The organism is Pseudomonas salicis, from assembly GCF_057128705.1.
In genome coordinates this window covers 780374-798257 of sequence record NZ_JBSKHU010000003.1, presented here as the reverse complement: position 1 = coordinate 798257, position 17884 = coordinate 780374, and the positions used below count along the sequence as shown (strand labels likewise).

19 protein-coding genes are annotated in these 17884 nt (G+C 61.8%); 12 read left to right on the top strand and 7 right to left on the bottom strand.

The features are described from left to right. Complete coding sequence (locus ACWKWE_RS14345) at nt 1-957, top strand: AraC family transcriptional regulator (RefSeq protein ID WP_483850895.1); 957 nt, start codon at nt 1-3, stop codon at nt 955-957. Here ACWKWE_RS14345 and ACWKWE_RS14340 read toward each other — a convergent pair. Further along, nucleotides 942-1892 carry a DMT family transporter gene (locus ACWKWE_RS14340; RefSeq protein WP_483850972.1) on the bottom strand — a complete coding sequence of 317 codons (951 nt, stop codon included), beginning with the start codon at nt 1890-1892 and terminating at the stop codon, nt 942-944. The two genes, ACWKWE_RS14345 and ACWKWE_RS14340, sit on opposite strands and share 16 nt — an antisense overlap. Before the next feature lie 166 nt (nt 1893-2058). On the opposite strand from ACWKWE_RS14340, the gene ACWKWE_RS14335 reads away from it, so the two are divergent. Beyond that, entirely contained in the window at nt 2059-2976 is a 918-nt protein-coding gene (locus ACWKWE_RS14335; protein WP_483850894.1) for a LysR substrate-binding domain-containing protein, read from the top strand. Nucleotides 2977-3327: 351 nt separating this feature from the next. Here the strand turns inward: ACWKWE_RS14335 and ACWKWE_RS14330 are convergent, their stop codons facing one another. After that, the gene (locus tag ACWKWE_RS14330) at nt 3328-4056 is read right to left on the bottom strand and encodes an SDR family oxidoreductase (protein ID WP_483850893.1); all 729 of its coding nucleotides are present in this window, start codon (nt 4054-4056) and stop codon (nt 3328-3330) included. 102 nt (nt 4057-4158) lie between these two features. Here ACWKWE_RS14330 and ACWKWE_RS14325 point away from each other — a divergent pair, with 102 nt between their 5' ends. The 4 genes from ACWKWE_RS14325 to ACWKWE_RS14310 all read left to right on the top strand — a co-directional run bounded on the left by ACWKWE_RS14325 (nt 4159) and on the right by ACWKWE_RS14310 (nt 6940). Beyond that, entirely contained in the window at nt 4159-5064 is a 906-nt protein-coding gene (locus ACWKWE_RS14325; protein WP_166598436.1) for a LysR family transcriptional regulator, read from the top strand. 114 nt (nt 5065-5178) lie between these two features. Then, the gene (locus tag ACWKWE_RS14320; protein ID WP_483850892.1) at nt 5179-5460 is read left to right on the top strand and encodes a hypothetical protein; all 282 of its coding nucleotides are present in this window, start codon (nt 5179-5181) and stop codon (nt 5458-5460) included. Between the two features lie 91 nt (nt 5461-5551). Beyond that, entirely contained in the window at nt 5552-6058 is a 507-nt protein-coding gene (locus ACWKWE_RS14315; RefSeq protein ID WP_483850891.1) for a thioredoxin family protein, read from the top strand. Between the two features lie 420 nt (nt 6059-6478). Next, the gene (locus ACWKWE_RS14310; protein WP_483850890.1) at nt 6479-6940 is read left to right on the top strand and encodes an Hsp20 family protein; all 462 of its coding nucleotides are present in this window, start codon (nt 6479-6481) and stop codon (nt 6938-6940) included. On the opposite strand, the gene ACWKWE_RS14305 is transcribed toward ACWKWE_RS14310, so the two are convergent. Next, complete coding sequence (locus tag ACWKWE_RS14305; RefSeq protein ID WP_483850889.1) at nt 6927-7709, bottom strand: MlaA family lipoprotein; 783 nt, start codon at nt 7707-7709, stop codon at nt 6927-6929. The two genes, ACWKWE_RS14310 and ACWKWE_RS14305, sit on opposite strands and share 14 nt — an antisense overlap. A gap of 120 nt (nt 7710-7829) precedes the next feature. On the opposite strand from ACWKWE_RS14305, the gene ACWKWE_RS14300 reads away from it, so the two are divergent. After that, nucleotides 7830-8588, top strand: coding sequence for a response regulator (locus ACWKWE_RS14300; protein ID WP_483850888.1), 759 nt, complete (start codon nt 7830-7832; stop codon nt 8586-8588). Continuing rightward, nucleotides 8585-9943: a sensor histidine kinase gene (locus ACWKWE_RS14295; RefSeq protein WP_483850887.1), complete on the top strand. Its 1359-nt coding sequence runs from the start codon at nt 8585-8587 to the stop codon at nt 9941-9943. The genes ACWKWE_RS14300 and ACWKWE_RS14295 overlap by 4 nt, the downstream gene beginning before the upstream one ends. Before the next feature lie 334 nt (nt 9944-10277). Here the strand turns inward: ACWKWE_RS14295 and ACWKWE_RS14290 are convergent, their stop codons facing one another. Further along, the gene (locus ACWKWE_RS14290) at nt 10278-10565 is read right to left on the bottom strand and encodes a hypothetical protein (protein ID WP_483850886.1); all 288 of its coding nucleotides are present in this window, start codon (nt 10563-10565) and stop codon (nt 10278-10280) included. Between the two features lie 105 nt (nt 10566-10670). Here ACWKWE_RS14290 and ACWKWE_RS14285 point away from each other — a divergent pair, with 105 nt between their 5' ends. From ACWKWE_RS14285 to ACWKWE_RS14275, 3 genes are all read left to right on the top strand, one after another. Then, on the top strand, nt 10671-11639 hold the full coding sequence (locus tag ACWKWE_RS14285; RefSeq protein ID WP_483850885.1) for a GlxA family transcriptional regulator: 969 nt from the start codon (nt 10671-10673) through the stop codon (nt 11637-11639). A gap of 128 nt (nt 11640-11767) precedes the next feature. After that, the gene (locus tag ACWKWE_RS14280) at nt 11768-12130 is read left to right on the top strand and encodes a hypothetical protein (protein WP_483850884.1); all 363 of its coding nucleotides are present in this window, start codon (nt 11768-11770) and stop codon (nt 12128-12130) included. A gap of 119 nt (nt 12131-12249) precedes the next feature. Continuing rightward, entirely contained in the window at nt 12250-12768 is a 519-nt protein-coding gene (locus ACWKWE_RS14275; RefSeq protein WP_483850883.1) for a GNAT family N-acetyltransferase, read from the top strand. Nucleotides 12769-12783: 15 nt separating this feature from the next. Here ACWKWE_RS14275 and ACWKWE_RS14270 read toward each other — a convergent pair whose 3' ends face one another. From ACWKWE_RS14270 to ACWKWE_RS14260, 3 genes are read right to left on the bottom strand one after another with little or no spacing between them, the layout of a single operon-like run. Then, a complete protein-coding gene (locus ACWKWE_RS14270) occupies nt 12784-14685 on the bottom strand; it encodes a solute symporter family protein (RefSeq protein WP_483850882.1) in 1902 nt (633 codons plus the stop codon). Further along, nucleotides 14672-15016: a DUF485 domain-containing protein gene (locus ACWKWE_RS14265; RefSeq protein WP_483850881.1), complete on the bottom strand. Its 345-nt coding sequence runs from the start codon at nt 15014-15016 to the stop codon at nt 14672-14674. Before ACWKWE_RS14265 ends, ACWKWE_RS14270 begins: the two co-directional genes overlap by 14 nt. After that, the gene (locus ACWKWE_RS14260; protein ID WP_483850880.1) at nt 15013-16140 is read right to left on the bottom strand and encodes a M20 family metallopeptidase; all 1128 of its coding nucleotides are present in this window, start codon (nt 16138-16140) and stop codon (nt 15013-15015) included. The genes ACWKWE_RS14265 and ACWKWE_RS14260 overlap by 4 nt, the downstream gene beginning before the upstream one ends. Nucleotides 16141-16491: 351 nt before the next feature. On the opposite strand from ACWKWE_RS14260, the gene ACWKWE_RS14255 reads away from it, so the two are divergent. Further along, the gene (locus tag ACWKWE_RS14255; RefSeq protein WP_483850879.1) at nt 16492-17832 is read left to right on the top strand and encodes an aminotransferase class I/II-fold pyridoxal phosphate-dependent enzyme; all 1341 of its coding nucleotides are present in this window, start codon (nt 16492-16494) and stop codon (nt 17830-17832) included. Nucleotides 17833-17884: the final 52 nt, after the last annotated feature.

Below are 17884 nucleotides of genomic sequence, written 5' to 3'. Positions count from 1 at the left end.
ATGGTCGATCCACTGGCTGAAGTCGTCGGCCTGCTGCAACCCTCAGCCCCCTTCTCCAAACTGGTCATTGCCTCGTCGCCGTGGGCGGTCAGGCGCGCCGACACCGGCCAGCCGTTTTATTTCGTGGTGCTTGAAGGGGCATGCCGACTGGCCATCGACGGCCCTCACGGCAGTGACATGATCGTCCTGAACGAAGGCGACTTCGTGCTGATTCCTGCCGCGCAGTCCTTTGCCACGTCGAGCATGGACCGCGAGCCGCCGCTTGAGGACGAAGTCCCCACGACCGCCGTCACCCCGATGCCTGGCGGTGTCCGGCTCGGCGATCCGCTGGCTGACATCGACACGCGACTGCTGGTCGGCCATTGCGTGTTCGGCTCGGCCGACGCCGGGCTTTTGGTGCCCTTGTTGCCGCGATGGGTGCACGTGCGTGGCGAACGGCGGCTGGCGACGCTGGTGCAATTGGTGGGCGACGAATCCCGTACCCAGCGACCGGCGAGAGAGATGGTCATGGCGCGGCTGCTGGAAGTGCTGCTGATTGAGGCGCTGCGCTCGAACGGATCAACGGCGGCCTCACCCGGGCTGTTGCGAGGTTTGTCCGACCCCAAGCTGTCATTGGCCTTGAGGGGCTTTCATGAGCACCCCGCCGCGCCGTGGAACGTTGCGCAACTGGCGAGCACAGCGGGCATGTCGCGCTCGACGTTTTTCGAGGCTTTCGGCCGTGCGGTGGGCCTGCCGCCCATGGAATACCTGCTGACGTGGCGCATGGCGCTGGCCAAACAGATGCTGCGCCAGCGCGAGCTGGCGATCAGCGAGATTGCCGAGCGGGTCGGCTACAGTTCAGTGAGTTCGTTCGGGGTCGCCTTCACCCGTCACGTTGGCCTGCCACCGGGGCGCTACGCCACGACTCAGGTCGATGCAGCGCCGGACATCGACAGCACAGATCAGCAGCTCGGCTGATCCAGCTTCACCACCGGCACCTGATGCCGACGAGCCGACCAGAGCACCCCGCCCACCAGCAGGCAGATCGACGCCAACTCCACGAAGCCGGGGAAATGCCGGGTGTAAATAAAGCCGTAGATGCAGGCGAACACCGTTTCAAAGACGATCATCTGGCCGCTCAGCGACGAGGCCATGCGGCGGGAACAGGCATTCCACAGGCTGTTCGCCAGCCACGACCCGCAGAGCGCCAGGAACAGGCTGACCCAGAGAAACGTCATCCAGCGGCTGTGTTCGATGCCGGTGGGAATCAGGTTCGGGAACAGCGCCAACGCCACCACGCCAAACACCACCGCCACGCCGCCAGTGACAATGCCCAGCAACGTCGACCATTCCCTGCTGTTGAACGAACTTTGCTTGAGGTAGCGGCTGTTGTGGGTGGCGAACCACGACCAACTCACCACGCCGCACAACCCGCAGGCGATGCCGAGTAGTTGCGAGGACAGTGGCACGTCGGAAGCGGTTTGCACGGCGCGTTCAATGCAGATCGAGACGATGCCGAGGAATACCATCAACAGCGGCAGCTTGAGCTTGTTGATGGGCAGCGATCCGGTGTCGTTGCGCCCTTGAAAGGTGATGGCGATGGGCAGCATGCCGTTGATCAAGGCGGCAGCCGTGACCCCGCTGAGCTGGATTGCGGCGCCGAGCAAGGCGTAGTTCAACACGTTGCCGGTCAGCGACAGGCGCAGCAACAGCATGACCTCGCGACGGGTGAGCCGAGCGAACAGACGACGGGCGAACGGCAACGCCACCAGCAGCGAAAACAGGCCGTACAGGGCGAACCGTGCGCTGCTGATCAGCACAGCGTTGAAATCTGGCAGCAGCGACGGGCCAACGATGACCCCGGCCCAGATGGCCCCGGCCAGCAGCGCGTACACAATTCCACTGTTCATGATTTCCACTCGGCAGGCCGTTTGGCGAAATTCTATCGATGGCCGATACTTCGCACATGCGATAAAAACTCAGCGACACATTCCTCGGTGGAATGTCATCCCGCTGATCGAGCCTTGAGGAGACACCGTCATCAACCGCTACCTGCGCAACCTGCCGCCCCTTGAAACATTGATCACGTTCGAAGCCGTCGGGCGACACGCGAGCTTCACCCACGCGGCGTCGGAGCTGTTTCTCACCCAGAGCGCGGTGAGCAAACAGATGCGCCAGTTGGAGACGTGCATCGGGGTGCCGGTGTTCGAGCGCAAACCTCGGGGCGTGGCGTTGACCCGAGCGGGAGAGGAATTGCTGATGACGGTCAACGTCATGCTGTCGACCCTCTATCAAAGCGTCACGCGCATTCGCAACGTCCACCAGACCAACGCCGTATCGGTGTTGGCGACCCATGCGCTGGCGCAGTTCTGGCTGTTTCCCAAGCTCATCGAATTCAATAAGGCCTACCCGGAAATCGCGGTGCACGTGCACGCGATCAATGAAATCGACGACGCCAGCCTCAACGATTTCGACCTTGGCATCCTCTACGGCGACGGGGAATGGGCCTCGTTGAACAGCGACTTTCTGCTCCCGGAGATCGTTTACCCGGCCGCCCACCCGTCCTACGACGTGTCCGGCATCGAGACGCTGGAAGACCTCGCACGGGCGAACCTCGTGCAGATCGACACCTCCGCCTGGCGTTGCCTGGACTGGCAACAGTGGTTTGAACTGCTCGACCACGACTACACACCGCCCGACAACGCCCCGGTGTTCAATCAGCTGACATTGGCATTCCGCGCCGTGCAACAAGGCATGGGCATCGGCCTGGCGTGGACCTTCATGGGGGACGAAGCCGTGGCCAAGGGCGAACTGCGGCGGGTCACGGATTTCCAGTGCGTCACGCGGTTCGGGGAGTTTCTGGTGTCCGTGAAACACCGCACCCTGTCACCTTGCGCCGAGGTCTTTCGGCAGTGGTTGCTTGTGTCGGCGAAGGAACAGGTGGGTGCGTTTGGGGATCGCGTTGTGCCAGATAAAACGCCGTCGCTGCCGTCGTAACCTCCGGCGCCTCCCACAGGATAGGTTCCGGACCGCGCGTTAGAGGCGGATCAGATAAAGCAGTGGCGCTGCGGGGAGTGACGCCATCTGTAGGAGCGAATTCATTCGCAAGAGGCCAGTACAGTCTACGAATGAGTGTCGCCTGCCCCCTTTTTCGCGAATGAATTCGCTCCTACAGGGATTGGCGGCGTGCGGAAGGCCTTTGAATGATCCACAACCTGCAGCACGCCGTGCTGCTGTAAGGTCATCGGTTCGGTCACAAAATCCTGGCAACCCACATAATCCTGTGGGAGCGAATTCATTCGCGAAAGATGGGTCAGCCGACAGTGATTCTGAGACTGTACGGACCGCTCACTGAACCGTGCGAGTAGGCCGCACCACAATCTCGTTCACATCGACATCATCCGGCTGTTCGATGGCGTATCGCACTGCCCGGCCGATGGCGTCGGGTTGCAGGGCAATGGCGCGGTAGGTGGCCATGGCGGATTTGGCGGTGTCGTCGGTGATCGTCGAGGCCAGTTCGCTTTCCACCACGCCAGGGTGGATGCAGGTGACGCGGATGTCCGGGCTTTCCTGGCGCAAGCCGTCGGAGATGGCGCGCACGGCGTATTTGGTTGCGCAGTACACCGCCGCCGTCGGCACGACGCTCAGGGCGCCGACCGACGCGATGTTGATCACATGCCCCGAGCCACGCTGTGTGAATTCGGGCAGGACAGCCGCGATACCGTGCAGCACCCCCTTGATATTGACGTCGACCATGCGGTCCCATTCTTCGGTTTTCATTGAGGCCATGGGCGACAGCGGCATGATCCCGGCGTTGTTGATGATCACGTCCACCCTGCCCCAACGCTCCCGCGCCGCTTGGGCGAACGCGGCGACGTCGGCCTGGTCGGTCACGTCGAGGTGACGGCACTCGGCCTTCCCGCCGACAGCATTGATCTGGTTCACCAGGGTTTGCAGACGGTCCGTGCGGCGCGCGCCCAGCATCAAGGTCGCACCGGCGGCGCCCAGTTCTCGGGCGATGCCTTCGCCAATGCCGCTGGAAGCGCCGGTGATGAGAATGATTTTGTTGAGGCTCATGTTCAGGTTCTCGTGTGAGTGACGTTGACGGACACACTAACCGTGAAGCATTGTCGCGATAACTCCCCCTCCACTGACCGAACAGGTTAGCGCTGCTTACCAATGGACATTGATCTCAATCTGCTGAAAGTCTTCGCGGCGGTCGCTCAATGGCACAACTTCAGGGCGGCCGCCGATCATCTGGGCGTGAGCCGCTCGGCGGTGAGCCAGAGCATTCGCAGGCTGGAAGACAGCCTCGGGGTGTCGCTGGTCCAGCGCTCGACGCGCAATGTGCGCCTGACCGAAGCGGGCGAAGCCTTGCACCAACAGACCGCGGGCGCGTTGTCAGCGGTGGCCATCGCCCTCGACAGCGCTGCGCTGCAAGGCCCGCCTCGCGGGTTGTTGCGGGTGGCGGTGACGTCGATTGCCGAACGCTTTCTCGACGGCCCGCTGATCGCCAGCTTCGTCGAGGCCTTCCCTCACGTGACGCTGGACGTGACGGTAACCGATGAGGAGTTCGACATCGTCGAGCGCGGGTTCGACGCGGGCGTGCGCTTGGGCGAAGTGATCGAGCAAGACATGATCGCCATCCCGGTCACCGGCGAGCAGCGCGAAGTCGCCGTCGCCACCCCGGCCTATCTCGCGCAACATGGACGCCCGCAACACCCCCGCGACCTCACCGCCCACCGCTGCATCGGCTGGCGCCCGTCCCCTGAAGTCGCGCCCTGGCGCTGGGAATTCACCGAAAACGGTTGCGCGTTCGACGTGGCGGTCGCCCCCCGGATCACCACCAATGACATGCTGCTGATGGTGCGCACAGCGCTGGCGGGCGGCGGGATCACCTTCGGCATCGAAGACACCTTCCGGCCGTACCTCCAACGCGGGGAATTGGTGACCGTACTGGACGAATACCTCACGCCGTTTCCGGGGTTCTACCTGTACTACCCGAATCGGCACAACCTGGCGCCCAAGTTGAGGGCGTTGATTGATCATGTGCGAGGGTTCAGAGGAACGGCGCCGCCGCCGTGAAATACCCATCGACTGAAAAATTGGTTCGCCGCCGTCGTAAACTTCGGCGGCTCCCAGAGGGTTTTCATGCAGTCGCACACGCGTGAATAACGCCGAATGTCATCAGGAGGTTCAATGAGTGCCGATGCAACGCCGCTGGACGAAACAGGATCGCCGCCGCAGGACGGCTGGTTTTCCGCCGAGCATCGGGCGCGGATCGATGAGTTGATCGTCAAGTTGAAGACCAGCGACACCCGCGAGAGCGTGTCGCGGTATCACGGGATGGCGGAAGGGTATCTGCTGGGGCTGCTGGATGGCTATCACGTCGGTCTCGAACACCATGATGCGGTGCGGCAATACCTGCACAGCCTTGCTATCGCGCGGTTGAAGGTGGTCAAGCCGAAGGGGCGCACGTGACCACTGTCCCAGGGTCGGTTCAATCTCCACGATTGCAGCACGGCGGCATTTCTGCTGGGATGCCCCATCGCAACTCATAATGAGCTCCCCCATGACCTCTTATCAGGACCTTTTCAGCATCGGCGAAGCGTTCGACACCTTCGTCGGTCGCGGCCTGCCCGCCGAAATCGCCACCGTTCGCCGCATTCAGCAACAGCTCGCGGAAATCAACGCCCTCAGTCCCGCCACCCTTGAGCGACTGCGCGCTGTCCGTGGCCGTGTTCATCTGCTGGCGGCGGGTGAAATGTGGTGCCCGGATTGCCAGATCAACCTCACCGTCCTGGATCACCTGCAGCGCGTACAGCCGAACATCACGCTGGCGGTGATCACCGAAAGCCGGGCGGAACAGGCGCTCAAGGCACCGCTGGCGCTGGAGCGGATTTCGATCCCGTTTGTGCTGGTGCTGGATGACGCATTTCACGTGCTGGGGCGTTTCGTCGAAAGCCCGGAGGCGGTGGTGAGCGGCGGCGATGCCGTGAAGGCGGATTATCGGGCGGGTAGATTTCTGGAAAATACCGTGCTGGATGTGCTTGCGATCCTCGAAGCGCCAAAGCCTTGATGTGCTGATTCATCTCACGGGTTTGCCTGTGTGTGGACGTGTCGAGACCGGCAAAAATCTCGTGGGTGACGCCGGAGGGACGACGGCAGCGACGGCGGTGGGTCCGTTGCCGATCAATCGTCTGCTCCACCGCTTCGCGGCCGTCGTCCCTCCGGCTGCTCCCACAAGGTTCAGTGCCGTGCTCGCGTTCTTTGCTCAAACACAATCGTGTCCGAGTTGCCGATGGCCGAGAGTCACGGCCGCCGCGCCGGAGTGCCACAGTGGGTTTGTGTCGTCAGCTCAATCCCAGGACGCCGCAAGTCTTCCTGTGGCGTACGGTGTTTAGCGGACGACGCCAATCTCTGTGCCGGACACCTTGTAATTTCCGCTCCTTCAGCTCAACTCTCTAAGGTGCATATCCTTATATCAGGAGCGTTGGACATGGCCATTGCAAGCTCTTTGGCCCCGTTGTTCCGCCAATCGGTGGGATTCGATCGTTTCAATGATGTCTTCGAGTCAGCCCTTCACAGCGAAGCAGCCTCGGGCTACCCCCCTCACAATGTCGAGCGCTACGGCGACGATCATTATCGGATCGTCATTGCCGCTGCCGGGCTGTGCGCGGACGACCTGGACCTTCAACTGGAAAAAAGCGTGCTCACGATTTGCGGCGGCGAGCGCCACGGCGATGCGGGCGCGACGTACCTGCATCAAGGTATCGCCCACGGCCCGTTTCGCATGGTGTTTCATCTGGCCGACCACATTGAAGTGCAAGGCGCGACGTTCGAACACGGGCTGTTGATCGTCTTTCTGCTGCACCGCATGCCGGAGCCGCTCAAGGCCCGACACATCAGGATCGACAGCTCGGGCGATGGTCCCGGGGAGTACCGAATCAACCGGGGTTGAAGGTGGAGCAATCGGCCGCCTCACCCGCGACAGCCCCTGACCGCCCCTCCTCGACAAACGCTGCCCGCTTCGCCGCCACGGTGTCCCGCAGCGCCTCGTAGTAGTCAGGCTCTTGCCGCAACTTGTCCGTCACCGGCAACAACTCCGCGCGGCCATCGACAATCCCGCCCACCGTGTTGATCGTGCTCAGGGTGTCGACGGTGTCGCTGTTGTCGCCGAACGGATCGACCGCGAAGCTCAATACCTTGCCGGTCGCGTCCCGCAGGTTGGCGGTGCCGAGTAGCGGCAGTTCGACGATAGGTCCGTCGGCGATGCTCCAGACGCCGAAGGTCTGGCCGAAGTCGGCCTTGTGCCGCTCGATGCCCAGCTTGCCCGACACGTCGAACAGCCCGACTACGCCGACGGTGGTGTTGATGACGAAGCGCCCGAGGGTGTTGACCGAGCGTCGGCCGTTGCCTTGCAGCAGGTCGTTGATGAAGACCTTCGGCTCGCCGAAGTTGGCGACGAAGTTGTGCACACCGCTCTGGAAGAACCCCGGCAAATGCCGATAACCACGGGCCACCGGAGCCAGAGCGTAATCGTCGACCGTGCGGTTGAAGGCGAAGATGCCCCGGTTCACCGACTGAGCGGGGTCGTGAATCTGGTAGGCCACCGGCTCACACGAAGAGGGCGCCGGGGAAGGCGGCGTCGCGCAACCGCTGGCGAGCACGGCCAGCACACCGGCAGCGGCGAATCGAACACAGGGCATAGCAGGTTTGAGGATAGGCATGCGGGGCATCTCGACAGGAAGTGCCACGATGCTGCCAAGGCTTTTTTGCCCGAAGATTGCCGGTTTCTTGCGGCCCGGTCGCTTTGTTTCCGGATTGAAATATATGACGCGGCGCGCTGAATGATTTTAGATAGGCGTCTGTTTTCCAGCCCGACAGCGTGCCCGACCGTGAGCCATCTCATCCTGGTGGACGACGACCTCGAAGTCCTCGCCCTCCTGCAGAAATTCCTTCAGCAACACGGCTACAGCGTCGAGGTCGCCATCGATGGGCCTTCGCTGTGGCAGGCCGTCGAGCGGCGCACCCCGGACCTGATCATCCTCGACGTGATGCTGCCGGGGGACAGCGGCCTCGTCCTGTGCCAACGCGTGCGCGCCGAACACAATGTCGCGGTGATCATGCTGACGGCGCTGGGCGAGCCGAGTGATCGCATTGTCGGTCTGGAACTGGGCGCCGACGATTACCTGACCAAACCCTTCGACGCCCGCGAACTGCTGGCCCGGGTGCGTGCCGTGCTCAGACGGACTGGAGAACACCAACACCCGACCCGCGAGGCGCCACGGCCGATTTTGATGTTCGCCGACTGGCAGCTGGACGTCGCACGCCGGGAATTGCGCTCGCCGGATAACGTGATGATTCCGCTGTCCGCCGGGGAGTTCGAGCTGTTGCTGGTGTTCGCCGAGCATCCTCGTCGCGTCCTCACCCGCCAGCAGTTGCTGGACATGGCGCGGGGCGAAACCCATGACGCCTTTGATCGCAGCATCGATGTGCAGGTCAGCCGTCTGCGCCGCAAACTGGAGTCGGAAGTGACGGCGATGCCGATGATCCGCACCATTCGCAACGTGGGGTATCTGTTCACCCCTGCCGTGGTCAGTCGATGAACGTGGTACGGGCGGTGCGCGCCACACTGGGCCTGCCTCGCGACACCGTGGCACGCTGGATCGCCTTGACCACCGTTGCCGCCATGCTCACGTCCCTGGCGTTGAACGGCGTGGTCAGCCTGCTCGGCGGGGTGTGGGCCCGACCACCGCTCACCGAAACCGGTCTGATGGAAAAGGCCGCCGCCGTGACCCGAATTATCGATTCCGTGCCGCCGGCGCAACGTCCGGGGATCGCCAGTGCAGCCAGCGACAAGGCGTTCACCAGCCAGTGGTTGCCGCGTCACGAAGACGCCCGTATGCCACCGGTTGACGACCCGGATTTCCGCTCCGGTGGCCCGCTGCTGCGCCGGTTGCTGGACAGGCCCGCGGCGAAAATCGAGGCCTATGAACCCACCGACTGGGTCCCGCAATTGGCCGAGAGTCGCTACAGCCTGTTGATCGAACTGAGCGACAAGAGCTGGGTGCTGTTTTCGGTGCCAACCCGCAGTTGGGGGCTGTCGGAGCTGCCGCGCAATCTGATCATTCTCGTGCTGATTCTGTCTTCGACCCTGCTGGTGGCGCTGGTTGCCACGCGCCATCTGGCGACGCCGCTGGAGCGCTTTGCCAAGGGGGCGCGGCGTTTCGGCGTGGACTTCAAGGCGCCGCCGATTGCCGTCGAGGGACCTCGGGAAATCCGCGAAGCGATTCTGGCGTTCAATGGGATGCAGGCGCAAATCCAGCACTTTTTGCAGGACCGCACGCAGATGCTCGCGGCCATTTCCCACGACCTGCGCACTCCGCTGACCCGCATGCGTTTGCGCGGCGAATTCATCGAAGACCCGGAGCAGCAATCGCGGCTGTTCCGGGACGTGGACGAGATGCAGGCGATGGTTAATTCGGCGCTGGAGTTCTTTCGCGATGATGCGCGGCTGGAACAGGCCACGGCGTTTGACCTGGCCGAGCTGCTGCACACCCTCGTCGATGATTTCAAGGACGCGGGCATCGACGTGGCGCTCGACGCCCCTCCACGTTACGTGTTCGTGGGACGGCCCATCGGGATCAAGCGTGCGTTGGTCAACCTGCTGGACAACGCCGTCAAATACGGGATGGAACCGGGGATCAGCTTGCGTGCGCTGGCCGGAAGCGTCGAAATCCACGTCACCGACCGCGGCCCCGGCATTGCGCCGGAGTTTCAGGAAAAGGTCTTCGCCCCGTTCTTCCGCATCGAAGGCTCGCGCAACAAACACACGGGTGGCGTGGGCTTGGGGCTGCCTGCGGCACGGGCCATTGTGTTGGAGCACGGCGGCAGCCTGACGCTGGAGTCGCGGCACGGGGGTGGGCTGGAGGTCAAAGTGGTGTTGCCGGTGTCGGTGTGAACATGGGGATCGCCTTCGCGGCCGTCGTAACCTCCGGCAGCTCCCACACAGGTTGAGTCGGCGTCAGACCGCAAGTATCGCGCGACACGGGGTTTCTGTGATTGAGTCAGTGTCAGACCGCAGATATGGCGGCGACGCTGCCCCCCCTGTGGGAGCGAATTCATTCGCGAATCTTCGGTACAGGCAACACATCTCCACCGTTCGAAGTACCGCTTTCGCGAATGAATTCGCTCCCACAGGTTGAGTCGGCGTCAGACCGCAGATATGTCGGCGACGCTGCTCACAATGTTTGGCGTGCCGGGATGCAGCGACCTGTCGGAAGGGATGCCTGTCGCTATTGAATCAACAGCCGCAGCGGCGCGAGCGGGCCAACGGTCATGAACTCGTAGGACGCAATCCCCTGCGCAGTCAGCGGCAGGGCTTCGATGGCAGCTTTCGCCTCTTCGACAGATTCGACGTTCATCAGGAACACGACGCCCGGTTTGTCCTGCCGGTACCAGAACTGCTCGATCTTGCCGTCCAGGTAGAGCTGAAGCGTGGCCGGGACTTCGCTGGGCATGATCTGCTGGCGCATTTCCGGGGTGAGTGGGCGGGTGATCGCTGCAACTGCCAAGACTTTCATGGGTGATCTCCTGATCGGTTTCGGTGTGTTTCGGAGGTCCCAATATGGCGGCGTCGGCGACAAACGAGTATGGTCCTGAATGCCATTTTCAGGATCATTTACGCCATGCGCATGACCATCGTCGCGTTGGAAGGTCTGTTCGACACCGGCCTGTCAGTGCTGCTCGACGCCTTCCGCCTCGCCAACAAGTTCGCCGCCGCCCAGCCCAAAGGCGCCAGCCCGTTTTTCGACGTCACTCTTCTCGGCGTCCGGAAAAAAGTGCAGACCGCTCAAGGGCTGATCGTGCCCGTCAAACCGATCACCCCTGACCTCAAGCCGGACTGGGTGATTCTCCCGGCGCTGGCCACCGGGTCGCCCGAACAGTTGATCCCGGCCCTCCAACGCCCCGACGTGAAAAAAGCCAAGGCCCATCTGAAACAGTGGCACGCCGAAGGCGCGCAGATCGCCGCGTCCTGCATCGGCACGTTTCTGGTGGCGGAAACCGGGCTGCTGGATCAGCGCGAAGCGACCACCACCTGGTGGCTCGCGCCGTTGTTCCGGCAGCGCTACCCGAATGTTCACCTCGACGAATCGCGCATGCTGGTGCAGACCGACATCGGCGTGACCGCAGGGGCCGCCCTGGGGCATCTGGACCTGGCGCTGTGGCTGATTCGCCAGGCCAGTCCGGAACTGGCGGCGATGGTCTCGCGCTACCTCCTGGCGGACATCCGCTCGCTGCAGGCGCCGTACATCATTCCCAACCATCTGGCCCAGGCCGACCCGCTGATCCTGCGGTTCGAACGCTGGTCCCGCGAGCACCTCAAAGAAGGCTTCTCGCTGCCCGCCGCTGCCAAAGCCCTGGCCACCAGCCGCCGAACGCTGCAACGCCGCTGCGAAGACGTGCTGGGCAAATCCCCCCTCTCCTACTTTCAAGACCTGCGCGTCGAACGGGCGCAAACGCTGCTTCACGGCAGCGATCTCGACCTTGAAGCCATCGCCACCGAAGTGGGCTATGCCGACGGTTCGACCCTGCGCACGCTGCTGCGCCAACGCTTGGGCCGTGGGGTGCGCGACCTGCGGGCCGATCTGCGCTGACCCATCGATTGATGGAACTCCCTCGGCAAACCCTGGCCCTATAGGAGTAGGCCTCCGCCCTTGAGCGGCGAGAGGCAGGCGCCGGCTCGACGCCGTGCCATGGAATTCAATCGCTGACAGGTGACGCCGTGAATACATTCGTTCCGCTGGAAAAACTGGAAAAAATGGGCCGAGAAGAGCTGAAGGATTTCTACGAAATCTGGCTCACCACGTCCGAAACCTGGCCCCAGGACCCTGCCATCTCGCAACGCGAATGCCTCTGGCGCGCCGACCGCGAGCTGACCCAGGACGTGGAAATCGACGAGGCGTTCTTCCAGAACCTGCCGCGCCTGTGGCTGGTGGTCGATGACCTGAATGACACCTCTGCCATCCGTAAAATCGAAGACGAACTGGGCAGCCATTTCAACAAACTCGCCGTGAAGGGCGAATTCCGGCCGGTCGACAAGCCGAAAGTGTCCTGCGAAGACAAAAACACCGACTTGCGAAGCTGACATCAAACCTCGTGGCAGTCGATCTCCGGCTGCCACTGCAATGCTGCTACAAGCTGCGCTAATTGCCCTCCTGGTGTGTTACCGGCATCATCGGCGGTCTCGACACAAGGACCGTGCCCATGCCCACCCCGTCTCTCCCTGACACTGTTCACATTCGCGACCTGCGAGGCACTGACGCTGAAGCGCTGCTCGCGTTCGAAACCGAGAACCGTGCCTGGTTCGAATCCCACATCGACCCCCGCCCCGCATCGTTCTACTCACCGCAAGGTGTGGACGATCACATTCACAGTTGCCTGTCCGAGCTCGCCTTGGGTACATGGCATCCGTGCGTCATCGAAGATGCTGGCGGGCGCATCGTGGGCAGGGCCAATTTGAAGCACATCGATGCGCAGACTGGAACCGCGGAAGTGGGCTATCGAATCGCGGAAACGGCTGCCGGAAAGGGCTTGGCCACCCAAGCGCTCAGGCATCTCATTCAACAGGCGCACAGCCGCTGGGGGCTGACCGGGTTGGTGGCGTATGTGTTCGAGGAAAATCGAGGGTCGCAGAAGGTGCTGGCGCGGTGTGGTTTCGGCCGCGACCGCCTTGCCCTTCACGGGGAGCCCGGAAGGGAAAGGCGCTTCACACTGTCACTTTGAGTCCAGCATTCAGCGTCAGTGGCTGATCGCGTCTTCCATGCCGATGCCGCTGTCACGGCGCAACACCAAGGCACGCCATTTCTCATCGGCGTCCACGCGTCTGCGGTAGAGAAGAGTGCCCAGTATCAAAAAGATCGCGCCGAGCGGAATCGAAATCACCCCAGGGTTTTTCAACCCGATCAATGGCTGCTCCAACCCCACCAGACTGGTGGTTTCAGCGCCTGTCGCGTCGTATTTATCTTTGTTCGTCTGGAGGTTCGCCTGGGCCTTGGCGAGTGCGGCGGTCAAGGCCTTGACTGACTCATCGTTCAGGCCTGGCGCATCAAGACGGGTTTCCAGCGTTTGAATGTCCGTCGCGATACGGGTCATGGTTACGGTGGTCTCTGCGCGAATCGCCATCGGGTATTGCATGTTGGGCGAGACAAGCACTACCACGATCGCGGCCAGTGTCCCGCCGATGACGCCGCACACCACACCGAAGACATTGCAGCGTTTCCAGTACAAGGTGCCGATCAATGCCGGGAGATTGGCCGAAGCTGCGATGGCGTAGGCGAGCCCTACCAACTGGGCGACGTTTTGCCCTTTGGCCATCAGACTTGCAGAAATGGCCACGGCGCCCACCAGAATGGCGGCCAGTTTCCCGGCCAGCATCTGCTGGCGGTCCGACGCCACGCCCTTCTTGATGGCGCCCACGTACACGTCGTGGGCCAGTGACGACGCCGCGGCAAGGGTCAACCCCGCGACCACCGCCACGATCGTGGCGAACGCAACGGCAGCCACCAGACCCAGCAGCACATTGCCGGATACAGTGTCTGCCCCTCCGCCCAACAGCTGGGCCAATAAAGGCGCAGCCAGGTTGCCACCTTTATCACCCGCGACAATCGTCGAACTGCCCACGTAATAAGCCGCCGCGAAACCCAGGAAAATGATCAGCAAGTGGCAAGTGCCGATGGCGAGCATGGCCCACAACACTGACTTACGCGCCGTTTGAGCATCCTTCACTGTGAAGAAACGCATGAGAATATGAGGCAAGGCCGCCGTGCCCAAGGTCAGTCCCAGGCCTAACGACACTTGCTCCAGCGGGTTCTTCAAATACAGGCCCGGCTCGAAAAAGGTTTTCGTCACCAACGTGGGGTCTTCACCGGACGCCAATGCACGGCCATGGGAAAGATAGTCATACAGGGCGGCTTGATGGATGAGCGACGAAAAGAACGCCGCAATATCAAGATGAAAGGGAATCAGTGCGAGCACGGCCAAACCTGCACACGCCGTCAGTAGCAAGCCCGCCTTGATGATTTGCACCCAGGTGGTGGCCGTCATGCCGCCAAACGTCACGTAGGTGAGCATTAATAGGCCGACCACCACGACCGACACTTCGTACTTGATGCCCAACAGCGCATAGAGCAGAACGGCGCCGCCGACGATTTGCGGAATCATATAGGCGATGACGATGACGACACTCGATGTCGCTGCGAGAATCTTGGACGTCCGAAAGTCATAGCGATACGCGAGCACATCGCCAAACGTGTAGCGACCGAGGTTTCGGCAGGGCTCGGCCACGAACAACAGCACAGGCATCAGCGCGACGAAAAAACCGATCAGGTAAAGAATGCCGTCGTAACCATACAGCGCGATCAGCCCCGACACGCCCAGAAACGCGGCGGCAGACAGATAATCCCCGGCGATGGCGAAGCCATTCTTGACCCCGGATATGCCGCCCCCCGCGGTATAGAAGTCACGCGTGCTCTTGCCCTTTTTCGAAGCCAATCCGGTGATGACCAACGTCATCAGAATGATCGCCACAAACGCCGCCAAGGCGTAGGGTTTGTGGGCTTGCGGCACCAGATCTGCCGCCTGGGAAGAGGCCGTCGCGAACATCGCGATACACCCCGCGACGCAGCGCTTAACAGTGTTCATGGACTTTTCTCCAGGCGTCGGAAAACGTTGTTATTTGAATATCAATGGCTTTCATCCGATACGCATAGATCAGGGCAAGGCCCGCAACGAAGAAATACTGCGACACCGCAAACGCAGTCCCCACATTGACCCCACCCATCAACGGCAATACATAAATGTCGCGAAACCACCCTGCTCCGACAATGAACGCGAAATAGTAGGTGAAAAAAACGGCACTCAGCGTGACCAGCATTCGGTTTTTTGCGGCCATGCAGCGTTCGAAGGATTCAATCGCCAACGCTTTTTCAACCGTGTGCAGCGGCGGGACGGAAAGTTGTTTGAGCGCATTCATGATTGCCAATCCTCCAGGAGCCGGGAATAAATATCGACGCATTCATGAACGCGTCTGACGCTGCACCACTCGTCCGTCTGATGAGCGCAAGAAGGCTCTCCGGGACCGATGACGATCGCCGGCACTTCGCCAAACAATTCCCGGAGTACCGGACCATCCGTGAAGAACGCCACCGTCCGCACGGCTGACTGCTCACCGGTAACAAACGCGACGGATTCTGTGACCTGCCGGATCCACGGGTTGGCGAGATCGTTCGACAGGGCGGGTACATCCACTGTCGCTGACAACTTCACGTTGCCGCCGATATGGTCGCCCACCCTGCCGCACAGCTCCCTGTGGGAAAGCCCGCACACGGTGCGGATGTCGATCGTGAACGCTGATGTGTCGGGCACTGAGTTAACGTTCATGCCTCCGGTGATCGTGCCGATGTTTAAGGTGGGACTGCCCAGCAACGGATCGACCGGGGCGCAGAAATCAAATTGCCGCAGCTCCTGGATGGCATCGACCGCATGGTAGATGGCGTTATCGCCAAGCTCGGGCATGGCACCGTGCGCTGTCTTCCCCGTGGCCTGTCCCGTCAGCCAGAGCGCGCCTTTGTGCCCGACGACACATTGATTCGCGGTCGGCTCTCCAATGAGCAACGCGCCCACGTCCAGACCGGACAGATCAAGCTCGGCCAGGCGCTTGGCGCCTTCACACCCCGTTTCCTCACCTGCGGTCAGTACAACCAACACCGGAGGCAAAGACCCAAACCGCGTCGCGAAGGTGTGCAACGCGCAAAGAAAAGCCGCGATGCCCCCTTTCATGTCCGAAGCGCCGCGCCCGTAGAGGCGATCACCGATCACCTCCCCGCCCAACGGCGCCTGAACCCACGGAGCCGCGCCCAGTGGGACGGTGTCGAGATGACCTGTGAAACATAACCTCGACCCGTCCGCCGAAGGGTTCCATGCCAAGAGGTTGGCCCGTCCTGGGGCGATCGACTGGACCAGCGTGGTCAACCCCAACGTTTTCAGTGCCCGCTCCAACTCTTCGACGAGGGGGCCTTCATTGCCAGGAGGGTTGATGGTGTTGGTGCAGACCAGGTGTCGCGTCAGTGCTATGGGGTCACGCAGACTTAGGGGCACGATAGGATTCCTATGTCAGGAGCAGGATGCCGCACCTAGACAAAGCGTTCGAAAAACGCCATGCACTGGTACGTTACTTTTTTTGTACCAGTTGAATCTATAACGACGAGGGGTGACCGTCAATCAAAAACATGAGGTGAAAGGTGTTGATGAGGCCGCGCATCCGGTACAAAAGCCCCATGTCCCGGCGTATGTCCTAGCATTTCGGCCCTGCGCATGTGCAACATCCAGGCGAAGGTGCAGGTTTGTCCCGGTTCGAGCTAAAGTATGTCTCCCTGTACCGGCGCCGGCCGGACGCGGCATGGCCCTCACGCACCCACGGCCAGGTCGCCAAGACCGTTGAGGATGATTATGTTCACGTTGCAACCCCATGAAATTGCTGAAGGCAAGGCAGAATCCATACGCCGCGCCATCGAGCAGGCCATTCTCGAAGACCGCCTCAAGCCGGGTGAAAGCCTTCCAACGGTGCGTAACCTCGCGGCGGACCTGGGTGTCAACAAGAACACCGTGGTGGTTGCCTACCGACAGCTACAGGCGACGGGGCTGGTGGTGTCCGATGGCAGACGGGGTTCGATCGTGGCCAACCCCTCGTCGTCGGCGCCTTCCGCCGATGTCGGCCTGCCCCAGATGATGTCGGTGCGTGATGGCAATCCGGACATCGCGTTTCTTCCCGATGACCACGACATTCGCGACGCATTTTCCCGCATGAGCCTCGACAACCATTTGTATGGCGAGCAGCGAAACAACGCGGGGTTCGTCAAATGGGCAAAAGAGGGCTTCCTGGCGGACAACGTGCCCGTGGACAGAAGCATTTTTGTCTCCGCAGGCGCGCTGGATCTGATCGAGCGCGCGCTTGAAGCGAGCGGGCTCACTGCAGGTGACAAAGTGGCCGTGGAGGATCCTGGCTACATGAGCCTGCTGGCGTTGACCCGCCTTATGGGCTTTGACCTGGTACCCCTTGCGTTCGATGATCACGGGATCGTGCCCGCTAGCCTGCAAGCGGCAGTGGACGCGGGCGTGAAGGCGGTGCTATTCAGCAGCCGCGCGCAAAATCCCACCGGTATTTCGACGTCGAAAGAGCGCGCACGGGCGCTGGCGGACATTGCCGCCCATGCCGATGACGTGCTGTTCATTGATGACGATCATTCCAGCCTGCTCCAATTGGCCGATTACCATCCATGGCATATCCGGGAGAACGGGCCTTGGCTGGTTGTCAGGTCGCTGTCCAAATTCCTGGGCCCTGATTATCGACTGGCGGTATCGACGGGAGACACCCGGACCATCGAGAGCCTCGAAAACAGACAGGCCGTCGGCATGGGGTGGGTCAGCACCTTTTTGCAGCGCCTGGCGCTTGAGCTGCTCATCAGCCCTGCCATCCGCCGAAAAATAGCCGCCGGTGGCGCAACGTATGTCGAGCGCCATACGGCCCTGGTGACGATGCTGAAAAAGAAAGGGTTCAACGTGGCAGGCGGCGCCGGACTCAATCTGTGGTTGCCCATCCCCGACGAGCGTGCAGTCGCCGAACGTCTGTTCGATGCGGGCTGGCTGGTGCGCACGGGGCGTGACTTCTGCGTGACACCCCAGTCCGGCATTCGAATCACATCATCGAGAATGACACCGCAACAAAGCAGCGTGTTCGTGGAGGCGCTCGTCGCCGCCCGTCACGCCGTGACCACGACGCTGTCGGCCTGAGTCTGACGCCGACAGAACCCGACTGGGACGATCGATGACGGCCCATTGCGAG